The organism is Novosphingobium aquae (assembly GCF_037572715.1).
GTDB lineage: Bacteria > Pseudomonadota > Alphaproteobacteria > Sphingomonadales > Sphingomonadaceae > Novosphingobium > Novosphingobium aquae.
In genome coordinates this window covers 270059-294975 of record NZ_JBBHJY010000002.1, presented here as the reverse complement: position 1 = coordinate 294975, position 24917 = coordinate 270059, and the positions used below count along the sequence as shown (strand labels likewise).

At 64.1% G+C, this 24917-nt stretch carries 24 protein-coding genes, 1 tRNA gene and 1 pseudogene; 16 read left to right on the top strand and 10 right to left on the bottom strand.

What is annotated here, in order from left to right; genetic code table 11:
• Nucleotides 1–109 precede the first annotated feature (109 nt).
• On the top strand, nucleotides 110–964 hold the full coding sequence (locus WG900_RS06730) for an arginyltransferase (protein WP_339965772.1): 855 nt from the start codon (nucleotides 110–112) through the stop codon (nucleotides 962–964).
• 122 nt (nucleotides 965–1086) lie between these two features.
• Nucleotides 1087–3411 (top strand): putative bifunctional diguanylate cyclase/phosphodiesterase, encoded by a 2325-nt coding sequence (locus WG900_RS06725; protein ID WP_339965770.1) that lies wholly within the window; start codon nucleotides 1087–1089, stop codon nucleotides 3409–3411.
• A gap of 165 nt (nucleotides 3412–3576) precedes the next feature.
• Here the strand turns inward: WG900_RS06725 and glnA are convergent, their stop codons facing one another.
• The 4 genes from glnA to WG900_RS06705 form a co-directional block, all read right to left on the bottom strand.
• Nucleotides 3577–4986, bottom strand: coding sequence for a type I glutamate--ammonia ligase (gene glnA, locus WG900_RS06720; RefSeq protein WP_339965768.1), 1410 nt, complete (start codon nucleotides 4984–4986; stop codon nucleotides 3577–3579).
• Between the two features lie 169 nt (nucleotides 4987–5155).
• Nucleotides 5156–5494 (bottom strand): P-II family nitrogen regulator, encoded by a 339-nt coding sequence (locus WG900_RS06715; RefSeq protein WP_264415199.1) that lies wholly within the window; start codon nucleotides 5492–5494, stop codon nucleotides 5156–5158.
• A 323-nt stretch (nucleotides 5495–5817) separates the two neighbouring features.
• The gene (locus tag WG900_RS06710; protein ID WP_339965764.1) at nucleotides 5818–7047 is read right to left on the bottom strand and encodes a dihydroorotase; all 1230 of its coding nucleotides are present in this window, start codon (nucleotides 7045–7047) and stop codon (nucleotides 5818–5820) included.
• Nucleotides 7044–8075 carry an aspartate carbamoyltransferase catalytic subunit gene (locus tag WG900_RS06705; protein WP_339965987.1) on the bottom strand — a complete coding sequence of 344 codons (1032 nt, stop codon included), beginning with the start codon at nucleotides 8073–8075 and terminating at the stop codon, nucleotides 7044–7046. Before WG900_RS06705 ends, WG900_RS06710 begins: the two co-directional genes overlap by 4 nt.
• 309 nt (nucleotides 8076–8384) lie before the next feature.
• Here WG900_RS06705 and sppA point away from each other — a divergent pair, with 309 nt between their 5' ends.
• The 3 genes from sppA to tig all read left to right on the top strand — a co-directional run bounded on the left by sppA (nucleotide 8385) and on the right by tig (nucleotide 12055).
• Nucleotides 8385–10274, top strand: coding sequence for a signal peptide peptidase SppA (gene sppA / locus WG900_RS06700; RefSeq protein ID WP_339965762.1), 1890 nt, complete (start codon nucleotides 8385–8387; stop codon nucleotides 10272–10274).
• A gap of 84 nt (nucleotides 10275–10358) precedes the next feature.
• Nucleotides 10359–10443, top strand: a tRNA-Leu gene (locus WG900_RS06695).
• Nucleotides 10444–10516: 73 nt separating this feature from the next.
• Nucleotides 10517–12055: a trigger factor gene (gene tig, locus WG900_RS06690; protein WP_339965760.1), complete on the top strand. Its 1539-nt coding sequence runs from the start codon at nucleotides 10517–10519 to the stop codon at nucleotides 12053–12055.
• A gap of 363 nt (nucleotides 12056–12418) precedes the next feature.
• On the opposite strand, the gene WG900_RS06685 is transcribed toward tig, so the two are convergent.
• On the bottom strand, nucleotides 12419–12553 hold the full coding sequence (locus WG900_RS06685; protein WP_339965758.1) for a hypothetical protein: 135 nt from the start codon (nucleotides 12551–12553) through the stop codon (nucleotides 12419–12421).
• 52 nt (nucleotides 12554–12605) lie between these two features.
• A complete protein-coding gene (locus WG900_RS06680; RefSeq protein WP_339965756.1) occupies nucleotides 12606–13061 on the bottom strand; it encodes a GbsR/MarR family transcriptional regulator in 456 nt (151 codons plus the stop codon).
• Between the two features lie 118 nt (nucleotides 13062–13179).
• On the opposite strand from WG900_RS06680, the gene WG900_RS06675 reads away from it, so the two are divergent.
• Nucleotides 13180–14670, top strand: coding sequence for an aldehyde dehydrogenase family protein (locus WG900_RS06675; protein WP_339965754.1), 1491 nt, complete (start codon nucleotides 13180–13182; stop codon nucleotides 14668–14670).
• A gap of 69 nt (nucleotides 14671–14739) precedes the next feature.
• Here the strand turns inward: WG900_RS06675 and WG900_RS06670 are convergent, their stop codons facing one another.
• On the bottom strand, nucleotides 14740–15330 hold the full coding sequence (locus WG900_RS06670) for a TetR/AcrR family transcriptional regulator (RefSeq protein ID WP_339965752.1): 591 nt from the start codon (nucleotides 15328–15330) through the stop codon (nucleotides 14740–14742).
• A 67-nt stretch (nucleotides 15331–15397) separates the two neighbouring features.
• Nucleotides 15398–16509, bottom strand: a pseudogene (locus WG900_RS06665) (YifB family Mg chelatase-like AAA ATPase).
• A gap of 175 nt (nucleotides 16510–16684) precedes the next feature.
• On the opposite strand from WG900_RS06665, the gene WG900_RS06660 reads away from it, so the two are divergent.
• The 7 genes from WG900_RS06660 to WG900_RS06630 all read left to right on the top strand — a co-directional run bounded on the left by WG900_RS06660 (nucleotide 16685) and on the right by WG900_RS06630 (nucleotide 21177).
• Nucleotides 16685–17425 (top strand): alpha/beta hydrolase, encoded by a 741-nt coding sequence (locus WG900_RS06660; protein WP_339965750.1) that lies wholly within the window; start codon nucleotides 16685–16687, stop codon nucleotides 17423–17425.
• A 60-nt stretch (nucleotides 17426–17485) separates the two neighbouring features.
• Complete coding sequence (gene rpmH / locus WG900_RS06655; protein ID WP_310531568.1) at nucleotides 17486–17620, top strand: 50S ribosomal protein L34; 135 nt, start codon at nucleotides 17486–17488, stop codon at nucleotides 17618–17620.
• 8 nt (nucleotides 17621–17628) lie between these two features.
• Nucleotides 17629–17997 (top strand): ribonuclease P protein component, encoded by a 369-nt coding sequence (gene rnpA, locus WG900_RS06650; protein WP_417597069.1) that lies wholly within the window; start codon nucleotides 17629–17631, stop codon nucleotides 17995–17997.
• 5 nt (nucleotides 17998–18002) lie between these two features.
• A complete protein-coding gene (gene yidD, locus WG900_RS06645) occupies nucleotides 18003–18212 on the top strand; it encodes a membrane protein insertion efficiency factor YidD (protein ID WP_339965747.1) in 210 nt (69 codons plus the stop codon).
• Nucleotides 18213–18266: 54 nt separating this feature from the next.
• Entirely contained in the window at nucleotides 18267–20027 is a 1761-nt protein-coding gene (yidC, locus tag WG900_RS06640) for a membrane protein insertase YidC (RefSeq protein WP_339965745.1), read from the top strand.
• A complete protein-coding gene (gene yihA / locus WG900_RS06635) occupies nucleotides 20024–20671 on the top strand; it encodes a ribosome biogenesis GTP-binding protein YihA/YsxC (RefSeq protein ID WP_339965743.1) in 648 nt (215 codons plus the stop codon). The genes yidC and yihA overlap by 4 nt, the downstream gene beginning before the upstream one ends.
• Before the next feature lie 188 nt (nucleotides 20672–20859).
• Entirely contained in the window at nucleotides 20860–21177 is a 318-nt protein-coding gene (locus WG900_RS06630; protein ID WP_339965741.1) for a division plane positioning ATPase MipZ, read from the top strand.
• Between the two features lie 9 nt (nucleotides 21178–21186).
• On the opposite strand, the gene WG900_RS06625 is transcribed toward WG900_RS06630, so the two are convergent.
• Nucleotides 21187–21606: a VOC family protein gene (locus WG900_RS06625; protein WP_339965739.1), complete on the bottom strand. Its 420-nt coding sequence runs from the start codon at nucleotides 21604–21606 to the stop codon at nucleotides 21187–21189.
• 58 nt (nucleotides 21607–21664) lie between these two features.
• Here WG900_RS06625 and WG900_RS06620 point away from each other — a divergent pair, with 58 nt between their 5' ends.
• The gene (locus WG900_RS06620) at nucleotides 21665–22330 is read left to right on the top strand and encodes a glutathione S-transferase family protein (protein ID WP_339965737.1); all 666 of its coding nucleotides are present in this window, start codon (nucleotides 21665–21667) and stop codon (nucleotides 22328–22330) included.
• Nucleotides 22327–23187, top strand: coding sequence for a S1/P1 nuclease (locus WG900_RS06615; RefSeq protein ID WP_339965735.1), 861 nt, complete (start codon nucleotides 22327–22329; stop codon nucleotides 23185–23187). The genes WG900_RS06620 and WG900_RS06615 overlap by 4 nt, the downstream gene beginning before the upstream one ends.
• Nucleotides 23188–23190: 3 nt before the next feature.
• On the opposite strand, the gene WG900_RS06610 is transcribed toward WG900_RS06615, so the two are convergent.
• The gene (locus tag WG900_RS06610; protein ID WP_339965734.1) at nucleotides 23191–23655 is read right to left on the bottom strand and encodes a cupin domain-containing protein; all 465 of its coding nucleotides are present in this window, start codon (nucleotides 23653–23655) and stop codon (nucleotides 23191–23193) included.
• Nucleotides 23656–23741: 86 nt separating this feature from the next.
• Here WG900_RS06610 and dapE point away from each other — a divergent pair, with 86 nt between their 5' ends.
• A complete protein-coding gene (gene dapE, locus WG900_RS06605; protein ID WP_339965731.1) occupies nucleotides 23742–24866 on the top strand; it encodes a succinyl-diaminopimelate desuccinylase in 1125 nt (374 codons plus the stop codon).
• Nucleotides 24867–24917: the final 51 nt, after the last annotated feature.

The window sequence follows — 24917 nt, the reverse complement described above, 5'->3', positions numbered from 1 at the left end:
CCTGATTGATGGTTAAGGCCCTTTTACTCTTTGGTACGTGCAGGCATACAAGGTTTCACAGCAGCCGTGCATGGGCGCGGCGGGGCGCAACACAGGAAACCCAAGGCGCGTGACGGCTCCAGTTCGCTTTCCCCGGTTCTTCGTGACGAGCCCGAGCCCGTGCCCTTATCTTCCGGGCAAGAGCGAGCGCAAGGTGTTCACCGAACTGCGCGGTCCGCACGCCGATGCGCTTAACGATGCGCTCAGCCGGATCGGCTTTCGCCGCAGCCAGACCGTGGCCTATCGCCCATCGTGCCTCGATTGCAGCGCTTGCGTTTCGGTGCGGGTGCTCGCCAATGAATTCCGCCCCTCAGCCACGCAGCGCCGCAACCTCAAGCGCAACGCCGATCTGGTGGTCACCGAATGCCGGCCATGGTCGACCTCCGAACAGTACGAACTGCTGCGCGATTACCTCGCCGCGCGGCACCCCGGCGGCGGCATGGCGGCGATGGACGAAGTCGATTTCGCTGACATGATCGAACACACGCCGGTCACCAGCACGGTGATCGAATACCGCGAAGCCTCGGTCGATGGCACCCCCGGTCGACTTGTCGGCGCCTGCCTGACCGACCGGCAGGGTGACGGTCTGTCGATGATCTATTCGTTCTACGATCCCGAATATGCCGAGCGGGCAGGGCTGGGGAACTTCATCATCCTCGATCACATCCGCCGCGCGGTGCAGGGCGGTCTGCCCTATGTCTACCTTGGCTATTGGGTCGAAGGTTCGCCGCGCATGGCCTACAAGGTGCGTTACCGCCCGATGGAGCGGCTGACCCGCGATGGCTGGCATCGCTTGTCCGATGCCGAACAGGATGCCCTGATCGCCGATGCCGCCGCGCTGCAGCGGGGCGAGGCCAAGCCGCTTGACGGCGAGACGAAGGACGGCGCGCACGGCGATCAGGAACAATACCGCGTAGAGGCGTGAACGTTCTGGCGACGGAGCTTCCCGAGGTCTGATTTTCGGCCTGCCGCCTGATTTTTGGAACCTGTGATTACCCCGCAATCCAGTTAACAAGTTTTTCGTGACTGCCGTGCAACAATTGCAACATGGCCGTGGTCACCCGCTTGTTTGTTCCGATCCGCAATCTGACGGGATTGCACCCTGCCTTGCGCAGCCTGCTGCTGATCGCGGTGGTGGCGCTGGTCACTTTTTCCTTCGCGCTTTACGGCAGTTTCATGCGGGCGACCGAGGTTGCCGACTGGGAAGTGCGCCGCCGCGAACAGGCCACTGTCGACACACAGATCGATCGCGCGATCCAGGCCCTGACCGAGACGATGAAGATCCAGCTGACCTGGGACGATGCCTTCCGGGCGACGGGAAGGGCCGGCGTGCCGATCGATCAGCGCTGGGCCGATAGCTATTTCGGCGATTTCCTGTGGGCCAATCTTCAGGTCGAACAGCTCTATCTGGTGTCCCCCGAAGGCAAGTTGCTGCGCGCGTGGAATCAGGGGCTGCCGGCAAAGGGCGATGAATTTGCCGCGCTCGCGCCCAAGGTGCGCGCCGCTCTCGATGCCATGAACACCAATACCCGGGTGATCGGTGATCCGGTGCGATTTCGCACGCTGCCCGATGCCGAGTGGCCCATCGCCGCCGATGGCAAGCCGCTGACCCGCTGGTCAGGCGCGCTGGACGATGTTGGCCGGCGCACAGCGATCGTGACGACAGCCTCGATCATTCCTGATACCGATTATGCCATGCTGCAGCGCCGCCCGAACGCGCTGGTCGCGGTGCGCTCGCTTGATCCGGCCTATCTGCGCCATGTCGGCGCGGGGCTACTGCTTGAGGATTTCGGCTTGCAGCGCCGGCAGCCGGACAGCGGCAATGCCATCGAACTGCATTCGCCCACCGGTCAGTCGCTTGGCTGGCTGGCGTGGAAGCCCAACGATGTCGGCACCATCATTTCGGACCGTACGATGCCGCTGCTGATCGCCTATCTGGCGTTCTATCTGCTGATCCTGGCAGCGGGCACGGTGATCGTCCGGCAGGCGCTGCGGATGGCGCGCGAATCAGCCCAACGCGAGGCTGAGGCCAAGCAGGACGCCATGCTGGATCCGATGCTCGGCCTGCCCAACCGCCGCCTGATGATGCGGCACATCGATGAACAGCTGGCCAGGGTGAGCGATGGCGACGCGGTGTTCCTGGCCTATATCGACCTCGATCACTTCAAGGCGATCAACGAGGCGATGGGCCACCCGGCTGGCGATGCCGTGCTAATCGCGGCCGTGGCCAACCTCAAGGCCGAACTGATGCCCGGCGATGTGCTGGCACGGCTGGCCAGCGACGAATTCGTCATCGTCCACCGCGGCCCAGCCGGAATCGAGGAGGCCAGGAAGCTGGGCGAACGGGTACTCGCCGCCTTTGCCGAACGCTTCGACATTCACGATACCAGCGTGCCGGTGACCGCAAGTTGCGGCATTGCCTGGGCACCCGAACAGGCCGACACGCACGAAAACCTGTTGCGGCTGGCTGACATCGCCCTGTTCCGCGCCAAGCAGCGCGGGCGCGGCCGCTATCGCTATTTCACCGAGGACATGAATGCCTCGATCCGCTGGCGCAAGGACTTGGAAGCCGAACTACGCCGCGCGCTGACCTGTTCCAGCACCTGCAATATGTGCACGGCGGGCGGCGACTGGGGGCTGGAAGTCCATTACCAGCCGATCGTCCACGTCGCCGGCCGCCGCGTCGTCAGCTTCGAGGCACTGGTGCGCTGGTTCCACGAGGACCGGGGCGAGATTTCGCCAAGCACATTCGTGCCCTTGGCCGAACATTGCGGGCTGATGCCGGCGCTCGGCGAATGGGTGATGCGCCGCGTGTTCGAAGACTGCGCCCAGTTCGGCAGCCGCGAGGTGTCGATAAACCTGTCACCGCTGCAACTCGCCACGCACGATTTCATGACCCGGCTCCACGCTCTGGTCGAGGAAACCGGCGTCGATCCACACGGCATCGTCTTCGAGATTACCGAGGGCGTGCTGCTGGAAAACTCCGACCGCGTGCTGGGCGTGCTCAGCGAAATTCGCGACATGGGCTTCCGCATCGCGCTCGACGATTTCGGCACCGGCTTTTCCAGCCTTGCCTACCTGCGGTTGTTCCAGTTCGACTCGCTCAAGATCGACCGAACTTTCGTGCAGGGGATCGAGGCGGACCTTGATGGTCAGGCGATCCTCACGACCATCGTCAGCCTTGGCCGCACGCTGCGGATGAAGGTGGTGGCCGAAGGCGTGGAGACGCTGTTCCAGCAGCAACTGGTCGAAGCCGCCGGGTGCGAACTGGTGCAGGGCCACCTGCATTCGCGCGCCGTGCCCCTGGCCAAGGCGCTTGCCTTGCTGCCGCCAGAGCCTTCCGGCACCGTGCTGCGGCTGGCGGCGGGTTGATTCACGCCGCTCGTTCCCAATCACGCTCGTCATGCTGAGACGAGTTCAGCATGACGGATATCCGGGGTCAGATCTCGCTTCCATTTGCCGCACGGCGCCCAAAAGAAAAGGGCGCCCGGATCGCTCCGGACGCCCTTTCGTTTTGGCAATGACGCCAGCCAGTAATTACCAGCTGTAGTACATGTCGAATTCGCAGGCAGCGGGCGTGGTTTCCCAGCGCATCACTTCGGGCCACTTCATTTCGATGTAGGCATCGATCTGGTCCTTGGTGAACACGCCGCCCTGCAGCAGGAATTCGTTGTCCGCTTCAAGGCATTCCAGCGCTTCACGCAGCGAACCGCAGACGGTCGGCACTTCGGCGAGTTCGGCCGGCGGCAGATCGTATAGGTTCTTGTCCATGGCTTCGCCCGGGTGGATCTTGTTCTTGATCCCGTCGAGGCCGGCCATCAGCAGCGCCGAATAGCACAGGTAGGGGTTGGCCATCGCGTCGGGGAAACGGAATTCCACGCGCTTTGCCTTGTCACCGGTGCCGTAAGGAATGCGGCACGAAGCCGAACGGTTGCGCGCCGAATAGGCGAGCAGAACCGGGGCTTCGTAACCCGGAACGAGACGCTTGTAGCTGTTGGTGGTCGGGTTGGTGAAGGCGTTGAGCGCCTTGGCGTGCTTGATGACGCCGCCGATGAAGTACAGGCACATGTCCGAAAGGCCCGCATAACCGTTACCGGCGAACAGCGGCTTGCCTTCCTTCCAGATCGAGATGTGCGTGTGCATACCCGATCCGTTGTCCTTCATGATCGGCTTGGGCATGAACGTCGCGGTCTTGCCATAGGCCTGGGCGACCTGGTGGACGACATACTTGTAGACCTGCATGCGGTCAGCGGTCTGGACCAGAGTGCCGAAGGTCAGGCCGAGTTCGTGCTGCGCCGAGGCAACTTCGTGGTGGTGCTTGTCGCAGGGCAGGCCCATTTCGATCATGGTCGAAACCATTTCTCCGCGGATGTCGACGCACGAGTCGACCGGAGCGACGGGGAAGTAGCCGCCCTTGGCACGCGGACGGTGCGCAAGGTTGCCGGCTTCGTACTTGGTGTCCGAATTGGTCGGCAGTTCGATATCGTCGATCTTGAAGCCGTTGCCGTCGTAGCCGTCATAGAAACGGACGTCGTCGAACATGAAGAACTCGGCTTCGGGGCCAACGTAGACCGTGTCACCCACGCCCGATGCGACGACATAGGCTTCGGCGCGCTTGGCGGTCGAACGCGGGTCGCGGGCATAGAGGTCACCGGTCGAAGGCTCGACGATGTCACAGTTGATGATCATCATCGGCGTGGCGCTGAACGGATCGATGTAGATCGAATCGAGATCCGGCTTGAGGATCATGTCGCTCTCGTTGATCGCCTTCCAGCCTTCGATCGACGAACCGTCGAACATCAGGCCGTCTTCGAGTTCGCTTTCACCGAGCAGCGCGGCGACCATGGTGAGGTGCTGCCACTTGCCCTTGGGATCGGTGAAACGCAGATCGACCCATTCGATCTCGTCGTCAACGATCTGCTTGATGATGTCCTTTGCCTTGGCCATTTTTCGTCCTTCTAGATTTCCCCCGGACGCGCAGCGGACGGGGCCCTTGAGTTCCCCTCCCGCCCGCGGGAGGGGCTAGGGGAGGGCTTGTTGGATTTGGGGTCGGGTAACATTCCCTCCCCCGGCCCCTCCCGCAGGCGAGAGGGGAGTTCAGTGAACTTCGTGTGCTTTAGATCGCGTCGTCGTCGCGCTCGCCGGTGCGGATGCGGACGGCCTTTTCGACCGGGATAACGAAGATCTTGCCGTCGCCGATGCGGCCCGTCTGGGCGGCGTTGGCAATGGCTTCGACCGTGCGGTCGGCAAGGCTGTCAGGTACGACAACCTCAAGCTTCACCTTGGGCAGGAAATCGACGACATATTCGGCGCCGCGATAGAGTTCGGTGTGACCCTTCTGGCGGCCAAAGCCCTTGGCCTCGGTCACGGTGATCCCGGACACGCCCACTTCGTGCAGCGCTTCCTTCACCTCGTCGAGCTTGAACGGCTTGATGATGGCTTCAATCTTTTTCACGTGGCCCCCTAATTCGAGTGGCTTTTAAGCCGCTGCGCGCAAGGCCGGTACCGCAATGACGGCCCGGACAACCCAAACAGCTCTACGCGAATCCCGTATCAAGAATCGTGCCAGAGCGCTGCAAACGCCCTAGGCGAACCGCGTTCGGCGCGAAAGAGGGGGAATCGCAAGAATCTTATCCCGCGCCGGTTTCCGGTGAAACGGACTTGCCGGGTGCGGGGCTGGGGCTTTGCCTAAATTGTGGGCAGGGGTGCTTAAAATTTGGGCAGAAGTTTTCAATCCTCCCCATTTTCACGAAGTGCAAATGGTGAGGATCTGGGTGTTCAACCCACCAAAGTCGCACCCTTGAACAGCGCCAGACAACGCCCCTGGACCGGCTGACGGTCAAACGGTGTATTGCCTGCCGCCGCCGCCATCTTGTCACTGTCGACGATCCACGGCCGGTCGGCATCGATCACCGCGAGGTCGGCTTCCATGCCCACTTCCAGCCGCCCGGCCTCGACGCCGAGCAGCGCGGCCGGATTGGCGGCGAGCAGTTCGAAGGCGCGGCCCATGTCGATCACGCCGTCGCGCACCAGCGTAAGGGTGAGCGGGAGCAGCGTTTCCGCGCCCGCCATGCCGGGTTCAGCATCGGCGAAGGGCAAGCGTTTGTCCTCCGGTCCGCGCGGGTCGTGGCCTGAGGCGATCACGTCGATCGTGCCGTCGCCCACCGCCTCGATCACCGCGCGGCGATCGTCCTCGCAGCGCAGCGGCGGGGAAAGGCGGGCGAAGGTGCGAAAGTCGCTCATCGCGATGTCGGAGAGCATGAAGTGCGCGGGCGTGACGCCGGCAGTGACGTTGACGCCGCGCGCCTTGGCCGCGCGGATCAGTGCCAGCGATGCGCGGGTGGTGACTTGCCGGATATGCAGCCGCGCGCCGGACATTTCGGCAAGCGCAATGTCGCGCGCCACGGCCAGCGCCTCGGCTTCGGCAGGGGCACTCGGCAGGCCGAGCCGGGTCGCCATCTCGCCAGCGGTCGCCACGGCGCTGCCGGCAATGCCGCTGTCCTCGCCGTGGCTGACGACGACCAGCCCCAGCATCGCGCAATAGCGCAGCAGCCGCAGCATGGTGCCGCTATCAGCGATCCACCGCCGCCCGGTGCCCACCGCGCGGGCACCAGCATCGCGCATAAGCGCCAGTTCGGCGAGATCGCTGCCCTCCAGCCCGCGTGTAGCCGCGGCGAGGGGATGGACCCAGAGGTCAGGCTTGCCCGAACTTGCCGCGAACCGCACCCGTGCCGGATGGTCGAGCGGCGGGTTCTGGTCCGGCATCAGCGCGGTGCGGGTGATGCCGCCGAAGTGGAAGGCTGGCTTGTCGATGGCGAAGACGCCAAGGTCGACGAGGCCGGGGGTGAGCAGTTTGCCCTTGGCGTCGTGCGTCCGGTCGCCGTCCTGCGCGGTAACTTCCGGGCCGATTGCGGCGATGCGGTCAGCTTCGGTTCGCAGCGCGCCCTTCACCGGCCCTTGCGGTGTGAGGATCGTCGCGTTGGTGATGGTGAGAGCGGAGGAAATCATGCCCAAGCATCCCCATTCCAACCGGGCATCCCGCGCGCCTTGCGGGTCAGTACCTCAAGGCAGGTCATCCGCATTGCCACGCCCATTTCCACCTGCGTGGTGATCAGCGAGCGTTTGGGAAGATCGGCGACGTTCGAATCGATCTCGACCCCACGATTCATCGGCCCCGGGTGCATGATCAGCGCATCGGGCGCGGCGTGTCTCAGCCGCTCAAGCGTCAGCCCGTAGAGGTGGCGATATTCGCGAGGGCTGGGGATGAAGCTGCCCTGCATCCGCTCGTTCTGCAGCCGCAGCATCATCACGACTTCGGCACCTTCAAGCGCGGCAACGAAATCGTGGAAGGCTGTGACCTTCAGTTGCTCGATCCCCTCGGGCATCAGCGCGGGCGGTGCGCAGACGCGCACGTCAGCGCCGAGCGTGGTCAGGCAATGAATGTTCGACCGGGCAACGCGGCTGTGCAGGATATCGCCGCAGATCGTCACTTTCAGGCCGTTGAATTCTGTACGGCCACGGTTGCGGAGGGCGCGGCGGATGGTCAGGGCATCAAGCAGCCCCTGCGTCGGGTGTTCGTGCTGGCCGTCGCCGGCATTGAGCACCGGGCAATCGACCTTGTCGGCAATCAGCCGCACCGCGCCCGACGATCCGTGGCGGATCACCATGGCATCGGCGCGCATGGCGTTGAGGGTCAGCGCCGTGTCGATCAGCGTCTCGCCCTTCTTCACGCTGGATGTCGCGACTGACATGTTGACCACGTCCGCGCCCAGCCGCTTTCCGGCAAGCTCGAACGACAGCAGCGTGCGGGTGGAGTTCTCGAAAAAGGCGTTGATGATCGTCAGCCCACGCAGCACCGAAACGCGCTTTTCCGGCTGGCGGTTAAGCTCGACCCACTGCTCCGCCTCGTCGAGCAGGAACAGCAGTTCGTGCGGGGCAAGTCCAGCGAGGCCCAGCAGGTGCCGGTGCGGGAAGGCGAGACTGCCAGTGGGGTAGCGTGAAGCATGGGCGGCGGGGTTCGCACCGTATTCGCGCATGAACTGGCGCAGCTTGTCCGCTGTGCTGGTGCGCAGATCCCGACCCTGTTTCAGCTGCGAAACGAAGGGCTTGTCGCGCAGCGCAAGTTCCCCGAATCGCGTCTCCGAGAGGCCATGAAGGCGGCAGAAATCCTCGATTTCGCTGAGCAGGTCGTCCATGGTCGGGGTTAATAAGTTGGATTTGGCCAACCGTAAAGGTGGGAAACTGCAATTTCCACGGCAACGCCGCTCGTAGAGTTGCGCTTTGCCAATTGTCGACCTCGCCCTATCTAGGCGCGGCACAAGCCTTTTCTCGGGAACCGGCAACTCATGATCTTCGCACGCAAGCTCTGGCACGTCCTGGTGGCGATCAAGGACGGCCTCGCGCTGTTGTTCCTCCTGCTGTTCTTCATCGCGCTCTATGCCGTCCTGTCGAGCCGCCCCACCGCCAGCCAGGTGCGCGAAGGGGCGCTGCTGCTCAAACTGGACGGTTCGATCGTCGAGGAGCCCGAGGCGGTTGATCCCTGGGCGGCGCTGACTTCGGGCAGCTTGCCGGCCAAGCAGTACCGCACCCGCGACGTGGTGCGCGCGCTCGATGCGGCGGCGAAGGACGAGGACGTCAAGGCCGTGGTGCTCGATCTGTCGCGCTTCACCGGCGGCGGACTGGTGACGATGATGGACGTCGGCGCCGCGCTCGACCGGGTGAAGGCGGCGAAGAAGCCGGTGCTGGTCCACGCCTTCGGCTATGCCGACGATGGCGTGATGCTCGCCGCCCACGCGACAGAGGCATGGGTCGATCCGCTGGGCGGTGCCTTCATCTTGGGGCCGGGCGGGCACAACCTCTATTACGCGGGCCTGTTCGAACGCTTCAAGGTAACGCCGCACGTCTACCGCGTCGGCACCTACAAGGATTTCGTCGAGCCCTATCTGCGCAAGGACATGTCACCCGAAGCCCGCGCCGCGCGCTCCGCAGTGCTCGGTTCGGTGTTCGACCAGTGGCAGGCCGATGTGAAAAAGGCGCGGCCCAAGGCCAATCTCGACCTCGCGATCAAGGACCCGGCGGCGTGGTATCGCGCCTCCGGCGGCGACGGTGCGGAAGCGGCGAAGGCGGCGGGTCTGGTTGACCGCATCGGGGACAAGGTCGCTTTCGGAAATCGCATCGCCGAACTGGTCGGCAAGGACACCTACGATCCTCGTCCCGGCTCTTTCGCCCATTCCGGCCTCAAGGCCTACCTCGCCGCGCAGACGGTGGAGACGCCCGGTAAGGCGATCGGCGTTATCACGATTGCTGGCGACATCGTTGACGGCAAGGCCGGCCCCGGCACCGCCGGCGGCGACCGCATCGCCGAACTGCTCGATTCGTCAGAGGCCAAGGACGTGGCCGCGCTGGTCGTCCGGGTCGATTCACCGGGCGGCACGGTGACGGGGTCGGAACGCATCCGCCAGGCCATCGAACGCCACAAGGCGCGCGGCATTCCGGTCGTCGTCTCGATGGGCAATGTCGCGGCGAGCGGCGGCTACTGGGTTTCGACCACCGGCACCCGCATCTTTGCCGAACCCGCCACGGTCACCGGCTCGATCGGCATCTTCGCCGTGCTGCCCAGCTTTGAAAAGGCGTTGGCGCAATATGGCGTGACTTCGGACGGCGTGCGCTCCACGCCGCTATCGGGCCAGCCCGACGTGCTCGGCGGCTTCACCCCTGAACTCGATGGTATGCTTCAGGCCAACATCGAACGCGGCTATTCCCGCTTCGTCGGCCTCGTCGCCAAGGCGCGCGGCAAGACGCCCGAACAGATCGACGGCATCGCGCAAGGCCGCGTGTGGGACGGCGGCACCGCGCGGCAGGTCGGGCTGGTCGATCAATTCGGCGGGCTGGACGATGCGCTCGCCCATGCCGCCAGTCTCGCCAAACTGGGCGAGGGGGACTGGCACCCCCTCTACCTCGGCGCGAAGGAAAAGGTGGCGGGATCGCTCCTCGAAGCCCTGCTCACCGGCGGCGAAAAGGACGACGAGGATTCCGCCCCGCCGCAGGGTGATCTGTTCGCCATGATCGCTCAGCGCCAGCAGTCGCTGGTGGCGCAAGTGATAACCGACGCCCAGCGCCTGCTCTCCGCCCCCGGCGCGCAGGTCTATTGCCTTGAATGTCCGGCGCCGCCGGTGGCTCGGCGTGCCGAGCCCGGACGGCTCGCCGCATGGCTGGCGCGAAGGGTGGCCGAATAGGCACGCTATAGAGTCCTCGGCGCTTGCCCTTTGGCCGTCATGCCACTAAGGGCCAGCGCCTGATTTTCGGCTTCGTCTTGGTATGCGGGCGTGGCGGAACTGGTAGACGCGCTGGTTTTAGGTACCAGTATCGAAAGATGTGGGGGTTCGAGTCCCTTCGCCCGCACCAGTTCGCCACGATCGGAAGGACGCGGCCCGGCTGCAATTTGGGCAGCAGATTGTGCGAGAAGGCTTGAACTGAAATGCAGATTGTCGAGACCACGAACGAAGGCTTGAAGCGGGCTTTCACGATTACCATCCCCGCCAAGTCGATTGCTGACCGCGTTGAAGGCGAGATCACCAAGATCGCTCCGCAGGTGCGCATGCCCGGCTTCCGCCCCGGCAAGGTGCCCGCCAACCTCGTGAAGAAAATGCACGGGCCGCAGATCCATCAGGAAGCGCTCAACAATTCGATTCGCGAAGCGATGGACAAGCTGGTGGCTGACAACAAGTTGCGCCCCGCGATGCAGCCCGACGTCGCGCTTGGCGATGGCTATGAAGAAGGCAAGGACGCCGTCCTCACCGTCTCGCTCGAAGTGCTCCCGACAATCGCCGCGCCCAGCCTTGACGGGCTGAAGCTGGAAAAGCTGATCGTGCCGGTGTCGGACGAGCAGGTTGAGGAAGCGGTCAAGGGCATCGCTGCCGGCGCCAAGAGCTTTGTCGACGCCAAGAAGGGCAAGAAGGCCGAAGGCGGCGACCAGATCATCGTCGACTTCGTTGGCAAGCTGGACGGCGTTGAATTCGAAGGCGGCGCCGCTCAGGACGCTGCGATCGAACTGGGCGCAGGCCGTTTCATCCCCGGCTTCGAAGAACAGCTGATGGGCGTCAAGGAAGGCGAAGAGCGCACGATCACCGTGACCTTCCCGGCCGATTACCCGGCAGAAAACCTCAAGGGCAAGGACGCCAAATTCGACGTCACCGTGAAGTCGGTGAAGATCGCCGGCGAAACCAAGATCGACGACGAATTCGCCAAGAGCCTCGGCCTGGAAAGCCTCGAGCTGCTGCAGAACCTGATGCGCGGCCAGCTGGAGCAGGAAACTGCCGGCCTGACCCGCACCCAGATGAAGCGCCAGCTGCTCGACATCCTCGCCGCCGATCACGAATTCGACGTGCCGCCCTCGATGGTCGAAGCCGAGTTCGAGCAGATCTGGGCGCAGCTGACCCAGGAAGCACAGAACGAGCCCGATCCCGAAGCCGCGATGAAGGAAATCGAGACCGAGAAGGACGATTACCGGGGTATCGCCGTGCGCCGCGTGCGCCTCGGCCTGCTGCTGTCGGAAATCGGCCAGTCGAATGGCGTCGAAGTGACCGCGCAGGAAATGAACATGCTGGTCCAGCAGGCGGCGCAGCAGTACCGCCCCGAAGATCGCCAGCGTTTCGCCGAATACCTTCAGAACGAACCGCTCGCCGCCGCCCAGCTGCGCGCGCCGCTCTATGAGGACAAGGTCGTCGACTTCCTGTTCGACAAGGCCGAAGTCACCGAACGCACCGTGACCAAGGACGAACTGCAGGCCGCGATCGAAGCCGACGACGCCGCTCCGGCCCCGGCCAAGGGCGCCAAGAAGGCTCCGGCAAAGAAGGCCGCTGCCAAGAGCGAGGACGCTGCTCCCGCCGAGGAAAAGGCTGCGGAAAAGCCTGCCAAGGCGAAGAAGGAAGCCGCTCCCAAGGCTGAAAAGGCTGCTGACGAAAAGCCGGCCGCTGAGAAGAAGGCTCCGGCCAAGAAAGCCGCCGCGAAGAAGTAATTCGCGCGACGCTTTTTGAGCGACAGACAAAGGGGGCGGGCAAGCGATTGCCCGCCCTTTTTGCGTTCGGGGCGGCGTGGCGAATTATGGAACCGAGAGCGGACTTTCCGGTAACGACAACGACCCGTCGTTAGCCCGAAAGGGCGTGATTGTAGGGTCTCATGACACGCTGCCGTTCAACTGCGCTCGATTATGCGGCCTGGAGGTCTAATCCTCATTCACCAATGCCAACGCGAGGTTGCCAAACGACCGGCGAGCCGACTTGGGCGGGCTGGCGGAAGCAGCGGCCAAAGCCTTGAGAGGGATGAAGTCAACGTAGTCGTAGATACTGACGCGTCGAAGATGTTCCGGATTGGTAGCGTGTCAGAAGCAGCCATCCCAAAGGCGCGGCAGCGCAACCCGAAACCCCAAAAAAACCGTCCGCGCCCGCCTGACCAGCACGGCCATTTCTTCGGCAATGTCTTTCGGCATGCTCTCCGCCAGGCCGGTGCGGAACATGCGGCTGATCCATTGCGGGGCGCTTGATACGAGCGCCATGGAGGCACCGGCACTAAACCGACTTCTCCGCCCGCTCGGTATCGGCAGCAATGATCTGTTCCATCGCGGTCTGCATCACTGCGTAGAATGACGCGAGGCTGGCGATGCGTTCGCTGGCCGGGCCGTCGGCCGACCGGGCGCCGCGCGTTTCCATCAGGCGGCTGAGCGCACCAAGCGACGCGGTCCGGTGCAGGAACGGCGTGCCGAAGTCCTCCCGCGCGACATAGAGCACGCGCTTGCTGCCGCGTTCGCCCACCCGCCGGATGTGGCCCTTGTCCTCAAGCATCTTGGCGGCCTTGCAGGCGTTGCTCTTGCTGATTTCGAGCGCCTCGGCGATCTCGTCCAGGCTTGCCGCGTGGTTCTGGAACAGCAGGTAGCCATAAACCTGCGCGCCATTGGCAGGCATGTTCCAGCCGGCCAGCAGCGTAACAAATTCGTCGATGAAGCGGCGTTGATCGTCAGACAGCATGATTGACAAGATTTCTCATTTAAGAAATATACAGAATATGAGACGGGAATCAAGCGCCGGATTCGCTGCGACGCACCCCGCAAAGTCTCTCGGATAAAAACAATTTGGGAAATGACACATGCCCAGCCTGCCTGAAACCGCCGCCACCGTTCTTCCCGAAGGCATGCTCTATGTCGATGGCGTAATTCGCCGCGCCGAACATGGCCGCACCTACGATAACATCGGTCCGTGGACCGGGCAGTCGGTAGGGGTCGCAGCCGATGCATCGGCAGCCGATGTCGAGCAGGCGATTGCCGCCGCCCGCCGCGCGTTTGACACGACGGACTGGTCGACCAACTATGAAAAGCGCTTCGCCTTGGTCAAGAAGCTCTATGACCTGTTCGAAGCCAAGAAGGACCGGCTGGTTGCCATCGCCCGGCATGAAGTCGGCGCGCCGCTGGTTGCAGTCAACCGCGCGCAGGTGGCCAATTGCCTCAACAGCTGGCGCGACCTGATGGAGGTCTTCCCGCAAGTGATCTGGGAAAAGGATTTCGGGGTCAAGACGACTTCGTTCGGCACCAGCCAGCGCACGGGGCACTACGAAGCCATCGGTGTCGCCGCCGCCATCACGCCGTGGAATTTCCCGCTCTATGTCAACGCGGAAAAGGTGGTCTCGGCTCTGCTCGCGGGGTGCACCGTGATCCTCAAGCCCGCGCCCGATACGCCGCTTGCCGGCGCGATCTTTGGCGAACTGGCGGCGGAAGCCGGTTTCCCCGCCGGCGTGCTCAACGTGATCACCGCCAGCGATCCGGCGGAAGCGGGCGAGATGCTCGTCACCGATCCGCGCGTTGACCTGATCACGTTCACCGGATCGACGGCGATCGGCAAACATATCATGCGGCAGGGCGCCGAAACGATGAAGCGCCAGTTCCTCGAACTCGGCGGCAAGTCGGTCAACATCGTGCTCGATGACGAACCCAATTTTGCCCGGGTCGTCGCCTCGTCGATCTTGGTCTTCCACGCCGGCCAAGGCTGCGCGGTCCAGTCGCGCCTGCTGGTGCCCCGCGCCCGGTATGAGGAAGCCAAGCAGATCCTGAAGGCCGCTTACGATGGCTTTGCCGACAAGTGGGGGCACTTCGACGAACCCACCTGCGCCATGGGGCCGGTCGTGTCGAAGAAGCAGATGGAGCGGGTAAAAGCCTACATCGATCTTGGCGTGGAGGAAGGCGCCACCCTGCTCAGCGGCGGCAATCTCCGTCCGGACATGGGTACCGGCTGGTTTATCGAACCGACCTGCTTCGTCGATGTCACCAATGACATGCGCATTGCCCAGGAAGAGATCTTCGGACCCGTGCTGGTCGTCATCCCGTTCGACGACGACGAGGACGCGATCCGCATCGCCAACGACAGCGTTTACGGGCTGTCAGGTGGGGTCTGGTCGGGCGATCTCCAGCGCGGCATCGATGTGGGCATGCGAGTGCGGACCGGCACGATCGGCATCAATGGCGGCTCGCCGATCAACGGCGACCTGCCGTTCGGCGGCTACAAGCAGAGCGGTATTGGCCGCGCCTGGGGTGTCGAGGGGATCGAGGAATACCTTGAAACCAAGGTCATGGCCTATCCGGTGTGATGGCCTGTCCGGTGTGAATACCTGAACGCGGCCCGGTCCTTATGGCCGGGCCGGGTCCATCCGGCGTTATTACCGCACCGTCAGCGCCCGCCTGACCAGCACGGCCATTTCATCCGCGATGTCCTCGAACTTGCTGTCGGCCATGCCCATGCGGATCATGCGGCCGATCCATTGGGGGGCGCCTGAGACGAGGGTGATGAAAGCGTCGGGGCTGATCGGCGGCAGGCGGCCGGCTTCGAAGTGCGGCCGTGCCCAGGCGAGGCCGCGCTGGATGCCGCCGTCATAGACCGTGCGACTTTCGGCGGCGTAGTCTTCGATCCACTTGGATCCGGTCACGTCCTTGATGAAGGCGGAGGCTCCGGGGTTTTCCTGCTGGAAGGCAAAGGATGCCCGCACCGCGGCCTCGACCCCGTCGAGCGGGTCTTTGCAGGCGACCATCGCGCTGATCACGCGGTCCCAGAATTCGGCGCGCACTTCGCAAAAGACGGCGAAAGCAATGTCTTCCTTGACCTTGAACTGGTGGAACAGCGCTCCGTTCGACACGCCCGATTCCCGGCAGATTTCCGCCACCGAAGTCTCATCAAAGCCATTTTCGGTAAAGAGCGGCTTCGCTGCGGCAATAATCCGCGCGCGTGTCAGCTCTGACTTTTTGTGCTTCATGGACAGGGGTTTATTCGACTTCAGCTGATCATGCAAAGGTTTGCATGTAAACTATGACTGGCCGAGTTTACGCCCGCGGTGCCTGCCGGCGATAGCTCAGCGCCTCGGCCACGTGGATGCGGCCGACGGTATCACTTGCCGCAAGATCGGCAATCGTGCGCGCCATGCGGAGCATTCGGGTGTAGCCGCGGGCGGAGAGGCGCATGGCTTCGGCGGCTTGCAGCAGCAGCTTGCGGCCGGGCTCTTCCGGTGTTGGCACGGCATCAAGCGCCTCGCCGTTAAGCTCGGCATTGGTGCGTGCATGTGTCGCCTCGAACCGGGCGATCTGGATCGCGCGGGCGGCGGGGCAGGGCGAGGTCGGCGGCGGAGACAGGGTCGACCTCCACGTGGAGGTCAATGCGGCCAAGTATCGGGCCTGACACCTTGCTCTGGTAATCGGCGGCGCATTTGGGCGCGCGGGAGCAGCCCAGCGCCGGATCGCCTAGGTGCCCGCAGCGGCATGGGTTCATTGCCGCGATCAGTTGAACCCGCGCCGGGAAAGTGACATGGGCATTGGCCCGCGCCACGCTGACCTCGCCGGTTTCGAGCGGCTGGCGCCGCGCATCGAGCACCGGGCGCTGGAATTCGGGCAGCTCGTCAAGGAACAGCACGCCAAGGTGGGCAAGGTTCACTTCGCCCGGGCGCCCCTTCAGCCCGCCGCCGGTCAGCGCCGCCATCGAGGCCGAGTGGTAGGGCGAGCGGAACGGGCGGTTGCGTCTGATCCGTCCGTCCTCCAGCGTGCCGCGCAAATGGTTGAGCAGCGAGACGAGATCGGGCGCGGCGAGCAGCAGGCCGGGGGAGGAAATGATCCGCCCGTCCAGCGCCAGTTCGCCGACGGCGACGTATTCTGATGCCGTTTCAATATCGACCACGCCCATGGCCACGAGCAGCGCCAGCGCGATCGGCAGGTTCTTCCTTGGGCAGATTGGCCGGCGAAAGATTCACCGTGATCCGCTTGGGCGGCAGCGACAGCCTCCTCGACGAGAGCGCCGCGCTGACCCGCTGGCGGCTTTCGCCAACGGCCTTGTCCGGCAGGCCGACGACGTGGAAACCGACCATGCCCGGCGCCACCTGACACTGTACTTCGACGCTGCGCGCCTCAAGCCCGAGGTAGGCCACCGTCGATACCAGTGCGACCACGAATGCCCCTTCCGCAAATATCCCTAGATCGCTGATGGCGGATGGCCGCGCCCCTGACGAGGGATTGCCGCCGTTTTGGAGATACTTACGGGAACTCGCGTAATTCCGCGCAAGAAAATTTTAACGATTTCCCGAAGGAACCCCGTAAAGTGTCGGCGCGCATAGCGGTGCCACGATGCGCCGCGTTTCCTGCCTTTTCCTTGCCCTTGCCGCCCTGCTGGCCAGCCCGGCCCATGCCGCGCCGGACGGGCATGTGGTGGTGAGCGAAGAGGTGATCGTTGAGGAAATGGTCGTGGAAGAGGGCGGTTCCAGCCGCTTCGTCCAGTCACCGGCTGCGACGGTCCCCAAGGGCGTTGCCCGCTTCGGCCCGTTCCGCGTCATTGACGCCAACCGCGCCGCGCTTGTCGACGTAACCGATGGCCGCAGTCCTGCGGCTTTCGCGGCGATGTTGGCGGCCTTTCCCCAGATCACCGAGCTGCAGATGATCGAATGCCCGGGCACGCTGGATGACAGCGCCAACCTGCGGCTGGGGCGGATGATCCGCGCGAAGGGGGTGGCCACGCATGTCCCTTCGGGCGGGTCGGTCCGGTCGGGCGCTGTCGAGCTGTTCCTTGCCGGAAGCCGCCGAATGGCCGATCCGGGGGCTGAATTCGCGGTCCATGCCTGGGAAGACGAAAACGGCCGCCAGCCGGGCGATTTCGCCAAGGATGCGCCGGTCAACCTGGCCTATATCGCCTATTACCGCGAAATGGGGATGAGCCCGGTCGAGGCACGGGCGTTCTATGATATGACCAATACCGTGCCGAACCGCGACGCGCGTTGGCTGAATGCCTCGCAGATGGGCCAATGGGTGAAGCTTGAAAATGACTTCGCACAGGCACCTCGCGCGCTTGACTCGGGCCGGGTGCTTCGGTAGGGGCGCGGCTCCAAATTCGGCCGGATATACGGCCACAGCATGATTCCAGAGGTTTTTGACATGAAGCGCACGTTCCAGCCCAGCCGCCTTGTCCGCGCCCGCCGCCACGGCTTCCGCGCCCGCACGTCGACCGTCGGTGGCCGCAACGTCCTGCGCGCCCGCCGCGCGCGTGGCCGCAAGAAGCTGTCTGCGTAAGCATTGCAATGAAACTGTCCGTCCTTTCGAGGCGGGCTGACTTTCTTGCTGCAAACCGGGGCCTGCGCATAGCACGCCCCGGTTTTGTTTTGCTCGCCCGCCCCAACGAGGCGGGCGCGATTCGTTTCGGCATCACCGTCACCAAGAAGATCGGCAACGCCGTGGTGCGCAACCGCATGAAGCGGCGCTTCCGCGAACTGCTGCGCGATGCGCTGCCGGCTGAGGGCCTGCCGGGCCACGATCACGTGCTGATTGGCCGTGAGGGCGGGGTGGAGCGGGACTTTGCGCTGCTGCGCGCCGAACTCACTGCCGCGCTGTCCCGCGCCGCGCAGGGCAAGGGCGATCCGCCGCGCAAGCCCCGGCCGCCGCGCAAATAGCTGCGATGAAGCGCCTGCTCATCCTCATCGCGCGCGGCTGGCAGCTTGGCCCCAGCCGGATCCTGCCGCCGACCTGCCGCTATTCGCCGTCTTGCTCGCAATACGCGATTGAGGCGCTGGAAAAGCACGGCGCGTTTCGGGGTGGATTGCTGGCCATCAAGCGTCTATTGCGCTGCCACCCCTGGGGGGGACACGGGCACGATCCCGTGCCTTGAAGGGCTGGGCAGTTTGCCTATCTGATACAAAACCAAGGGTTCTAGGGAAGCTTCGTGCAAAACCAGCGTAATCTCATCCTCGCGGTCGTGCTGTGCGCGCTGCTTCTCTTCGGCTGGGATTCAGCCATCAGCTACTTTTATCCGCACGCGAACAAGCCGGTGGTTGCGGCCGCCAGCCCGTCGCCGGCTGCTGGTGCCAATGGCGCTGCGCCGACGCGCGAGGGCGGATTGATGAACGCGGCGGACCGCGCCGCCGAAGTGCGCGATCTCAAGTCTGCACTCGCCGCGCCGGGCCGCATCGCCATTCAGGCGCCAGGCCTGTCGGGTTCGATCAACCCCGCCGGCGCGCTGCTCGACGATCTTGTCACCGTGCGTCACAAGAATGTCGAACTGAACGGACCGGAGCGTATTTTCTCGCCCGTCGGCACCCCGGCTGAACATTACGCGCAGATCGGCTGGGACGGCCAGAACGTCGAGATTCCCGCACCGAACACCCTGTGGACCGCGCCTGCCGGCGCCAAGCTGACGCCGGAAACGCCAGTCACGCTGACCTGGACCAATGCCGCCGGTCTGGTGTTCGAGATCACTTACGCGATCGACAAGGACTACATGATCACCGCGAACGCGAAGGTTGCAAACCGCGGCACCGCGCCGGTGACCGTCACGCCGTTCGCCCGCATTGGCCGCACCAAGAAGACCGCCAGCCTCGATACGTGGAACATCCATTCGGGTCCGTTTGGCGCGTTCGATGGCAAGGTTTCGTTCGACACCAATTATGATGACATGGCCGAGCTTCCGGGCGCGATTCAGGTGAACGAGGGCAAGACCGACTGGATCGGCTTTACCGACATCTACTGGATGTCGGCGCTGATCCCGGGCAGCCCCACCGCGTCGAGCAATTACCGCGCAATCGGCGGTGACCTCTATCAGGCCAACATGTTCTACCGCCCGGTCGCCGTGGCCCCCGGGCAGTCTGCCGGCACCAGCACCCGCCTGTTCGCCGGTGCCAAGGAAGGCGACGTCCTGTCGGCCTATCAGAAGACCGGTATCGCCAATTTCAGCCTCGCCATCGACTGGGGCTGGTTCCGCTGGTTCGAAGAACCGATCTTCTGGCTGCTCAAGAAGCTGTTCAGCCTTGCCGGCAACTTCGGCGTCGCCATCATCCTGCTGACGCTCATCGTGCGCGGCATCATGTTCCCCATCGCCCAGCGCCAGTTCGCATCAATGGCGGCGATGAAGGCGATTCAGCCTAAGATGAAGGCGCTGCAGGAACGCTACAAGGACGACAAGCAGAAGCTCCAGCAGGAAACGATGGCCCTGTACAAGAGCGAGGGCGTCAACCCGCTGGGCGGCTGCTTGCCGATCTTCCTGCAGATCCCGGTGTTCTTCGCGCTCTACAAGGTTCTGACGCTCGCGGTCGAAATGCGCCACCAGCCGTTCGTGCTGTGGATCAAGGATCTGTCCGCACCCGATCCGGCACACATCCTCAACGCATTTGGCCTGCTGCCGTTTGACGTGCCCAGCTTCCTCGCCATCGGCGTGCTGGCCGTGCTGCTCGGCGTGACGATGTGGCTGCAGTTCAAGCTCAACCCTTCGTCGCCCGATCCGGTGCAGCAGCAGGTCTTCGCGATCATGCCCTGGCTGATGATGTTCATCATGGCCCCGTTTGCCGCCGGCCTGCTGATCTACTGGATCACATCGAACGTGCTGACCATCGCCCAGCAGAAGTACCTTTACGCCCGCCATCCGCAGATGAAGGCCATGGTCGACAAGGAACGTGCTGACGTGGCAGCGGCCAAGAAGGCCGCGAAGTGAGCGACGAAGACGACTATACGGCACTCGCAGCGGAAGCCAGTCGGCTGTTCTCGGGCCGGGTGGAGTTCCTGCTCTCGGCCCCGTCGCTGCAGTTCCTGCCCGATCCGACGGTGCCTGAAGTGGCCTTCTGCGGCCGATCCAACGTGGGCAAAAGCTCGCTGCTCAACGCGCTTACGGGCAGGAAGTCGCTGGCGCGCACCTCGGTCACGCCGGGGCGCACGCAGGAGCTCAACTTCTTCGAGGTTGGCGAGCCGACCCAGTTCCGCCTGGTCGACATGCCCGGCTACGGCTTTGCCAAGGCACCGCCCGCCGTGGTGGAGAAGTGGCGCCGCATGGTCCGCGATTTCCTGCGCGGGCGCGTGGTGCTGAAACGTAACCTGGTGCTGATCGATTCGCGCCACGGGGTGAAGCCGGTCGACGTCGAGATGATGCAGATGCTTGACGAATCCGCCGTCGGCTATCGCGTCGTCCTGACCAAGGCCGACAAGATCAAGGCGAGCGAGCTGGATGCCGTGCTCGCTTCCACCACCGCCGAGGCGCGCAAACATTCCGCCGCCTATCCGGTCATCCACGTCACCAGCGCCGAAAAGGGCATGGGGATTGACGAGCTGCGCGCAGCCGTTTTGGCCGACGCGCGTTTGTAAACTCTATGTAACCATAGGGTTAACTACGTTGCCAAGCTGTGGAAATTGTGGCGTCCTGTGACTTCGGTCCTTGACGTAAGCGCGAATCATAAAAACGCGACATCGTGTTTGGGGCCCAACGACACGGGGGTTGTCGATGGGAGTCGTAGAATTCACTCGGCGTGATCCTGCGCCGACGGACGCCAGTATTGACGGCGAACACCCGCGCCGGGTGGTGGCTGATGTCGCGCGCCGGCCGCATCCGCAAGATGGGGGAGGCCTGCCTTGCCGCGCTCGGCCGGATTTCGCCGCGCGTCGGCTTCCGGATCGGTTCGGGGATGACCGAACGCGCCGCTTACCGCGACCTGCAACTGCTCGGGCTCACCCAGCTTGACCTGCAGCATATTCCCAGCCTGCCGCGCGCACACACGGTTGCCCGCAAGGAAATCCTGCGGCTCCATGGCGAATTGCAGCTGGATGCGCCGGGGCAGGTCAGGGTGCGCAAGGCGGGACTTGTGCCTGCCTGAACCCAACGGTTACTTGGCGAACAGCTGACCGATATCCGCGAAGGCCTTGATCTCGACGGCATTGCCTGAAGGGTCGCGGAAGAACATCGTCGCCTGTTCGCCGACTTCACCCTTGAAGCGCACATAGGGCTCGATCGCGAACTGGGTCCCTGCCGCGCGCAGCCGTTCGGCGAGCGCGTGCCATTCGTCCATCGGAAGGACGAGGCCGAAGTGCGGCACCGGCACGCCGTGCCCGTCGACCGGGTTGGCCCCGGCATCCTGCGACCGCTCGCCAACGCAGTGCGCGACCAACTGGTGGCCGTGGAAGTTGAAGTCGATCCATTGGTCGCTGCTGCGCCCTTCGCTGCAACCCATCAGGCCGCCCCAGAAGGCGCGGGCCTCGGCAAGGTCACGGACGGGAAAGGCGAGGTGGAATGGGGGCAGGTTCATGCCAGAAACCTAAGCGTTCAGCCTCGACACTGTCAAACTGAACGGGTAGCTTGTGGCCATGAAGCTGATCATCGGTAACAAGAACTATTCAAGCTGGTCGCTGCGCGGCTGGCTGGCGGCGAAGCAATCGGGGCTGGCGTTTGAGGAAATCGTCGTTCCGATCCACACCGACGACTGGTCCGAGCAGAAAAAGGCAATGGGCGAAGTTGCCCCCAGCCACGGCAAGGTTCCGGTGCTGTGGGACGGCGATGCCGTGGTGTGGGACAGTCTGGCGATCATCGATTACCTGGCCGACAAGGTCGGGCGGGACCGCTTCTGGCCCAAGGCCGACGATGCCCGCGCCATGGCCCGGTCGATGGTCGCGGAAATGCACTCGAGCTTTCAGGCGCTGCGCACGCAATGCCCGATGAACGTGCGCCGCCGGATCGAGGGTGTGAAGCTCGACGATGAAGCCCGCGCCGACGTTGTCCGCGTGCTGACGCTCTGGGCCGAGGCGCGCGCGCGCTTTGGCAAGGGCGGGCCATTCCTGTTCGGAACCTTTTGCGCCGCCGATATCTTCTATGCCCCGGTGGTCAGCCGCTTCATCACCTATGGGGTTGGCGTGCCCGGTTTCGGGCAGGCCTATATGGAAGCGGTGTGGGAGCACGAATGGCTGCAAGCATGGGTCCACGCCGCCGAGGCAGAGGACTGGGTGATCGAACAGTACGAGGTTCCCGCGAAATGATTTTCTCCAGAATTATCAATCGCCTGTCCGCCGTTCTTGCCGCGCTGACGCTGGCATGGGCGCCCGCTGCGATGGCCTGGGGCGAATATGGCCACCACACCACGGGCTCGGTCGCATGGGCCAATATCAAGCCCGAGACCAAGGCCGCGATCCGCCAGTTGCTCAAGTCCGAAAAGGCGCTTGGCACGCCCAAGTGCCGGGTGCGCAACATCGAGGAGGCCAGCTACTGGCCCGACTGCATCCGCAGCCTTGCCTGGCGCTATGCCTATACCTTCCCGTGGCATTACCAGACCGAGCCGGTGTGCAAGGCCTATGACCCAAAGGCTAACTGCGCCAGCGGCAACTGCGTGACCGGCCAGATCGAACGCGGCCGCAAGGTGCTGGCCGACAAGAGCCTGCCCGATGCCGTGCGGCTGGAGGCGTTCGCCTTCCTCGTCCACTTCACCGGCGACGTGCATATGCCCCTCCATTCGGGCGACAACTTCGATCAGGGCGGCAACGGCGTGAAGGCCAATTACGGCGACGCCCCGGTGTGGAACCTGCACGGCTTGTGGGACGGACAGCAGGCGGAGCGCTCGATTTCCTCCGCCGTGCCGCCGCTGGTGCGCCGTTACTCGCCGGAAGAGCGCGCCGCGCTTGCCAGCGGAACGATCGCCGACTGGGGCCGTGAGAGCCACGAACTCGCCCGCCGCGTTTACACCCGCGCCTTTGGCTTTGATCCCTGCGGTGCCAAGGCACCCGAGAAGATCACCTGGTCGAACGAGGCGATCGTGGAGTTCATCCCTGATGCCCAGCGGCGCATTTCGCAGGCTGGGCTGCGGCTGGCCGACATGCTGGATGGGGCCTTGGCGGGGTAGGGCTTACGCCATCCTCTCCGTCGGATACGGCGTCCCGTCCTTATGCCGATAGGCCCCGTCCTCGGTCCACATCATGTCGATATCGGGATAGGACCCGCCCAGATCCCGACCCGCGCTGATCGCCACGAAGCTGCAATCGGCGTCACTCTCGTTGATCAGATGATGGCCGTTCTCCACGTCCTTCGGCCAGGCGCAGATGTCTCCCGGGCGCAGGACCGTGCGGCCTTCATCCTCGACCAGCACCGCCTCGCCCGTGAGCATGATCAGCAATTCGTCCTCGCCCATGTGCCAGTGGCGCTGCGATGACCAGCAGCCGGGCTTCAGCACCACGTGGCTCGCGCCCATCTCGCTGAGGCCGCCAGCCGGGGCGAGCCGGCGGAAATGGCGACCGGCAACATCGGCGTTGAACGGCGCGGGATAGCCGGTGGTGTTTTTCTGTTCGATAGCCTCAAGGTCGATTTTCGGCATGCGCTGTGCTCCCTCCGCTCCTCCGCACAGGCTGCACCAATCCTCGGCCATTTCCAAGCTGCGCGAAACGCGATAAGCGCGCCGGCATGATCGATGTCGTCCAACTCGCCGAAGACCTGATCGCCTGCCCCAGCGTTACCCCGGCGCGCGGTGTGGTGTTCGATTGCCTTGAAGCGCGCCTGCGTCCGCTCGGCTTCGAGGTGCACCGCAAGATCAGCGGCGATGCCCCTGATGGCCCGGTCGAAAACCTCTTCGCCATCCGCAAGGGGCCCGAGGGCAGCCGCCACTTCGCCTTTGCCGGCCACCTTGATGTCGTGCCGCCGGGCGAGGGCTGGACTTCCGGCCCGTTCCTTCCCGAACGGCGCGGCGAACTGCTTTACGGACGCGGCGCGGTCGACATGAAGGGCGCAATTGCCGCGATGATCGCTGCCGCCGAACAGGTGCCAGCCGATGCCGGCACGCTCAGCATGATCCTCACCGGTGACGAGGAAGGTCCGGCGAAATACGGCACGCTGGCGCTGATGGACACGATGCAGGAACTGGGCGCGGTGCCCGACCTGTGTTTGGTCGGTGAACCCACATCCAGCGCGCGGCTGGGCGACACGATGAAGATCGGCCGGCGCGGTTCGGTCAATATCTGGCTCGAAGTCGAAGGCCGCGAGGGTCATGTCGCCTATCCGCACCTCGCCGACAATCCCGCGCCGCGGCTGGTTGCCATGCTGGCAGAGCTCGACGCGCTGAAGCTCGATAACGGCACCGAGTGGTTCCAGGCATCGAACCTTGAAATCACCGATATTGCCATCGGCAACCCGGCGACCAACGTCATCCCGCCCAAGGCCAGCGCGCGGATTTCGATCCGCTTCAACGCGCTCCACACCGGGCAGGAACTCGCTGACCGGGTGAGCGCCATCGCTGCGCGCCACGGCGGCACAGCGCGCGCCGTTATCTCGGGCGAGGCGTTCATCACCCTGCCGGGCGACTTCTCCGCGATGATCGCCGATGCCGTGAAGGCGGAAACCGGTATTGAGCCTGAAGCCAGCACCACTGGCGGCACTTCGGACGCGCGGTTCCTCAAGAACCTGTGCCCGGTGATTGAGTTCGGCCTGTGCAATGCAACGATGCACAAGCGCGATGAAGCCGTGGCGATTGCTGATCTTGAGGCACTCGCCCGGATTTACGCGCGCGTGGCTGAGGCTGCGTTGGCGCGCTGACGATCCCGGATCCTCTCCATTTTCCCGCAGGGCAAATGGAGAGGTGGCAGC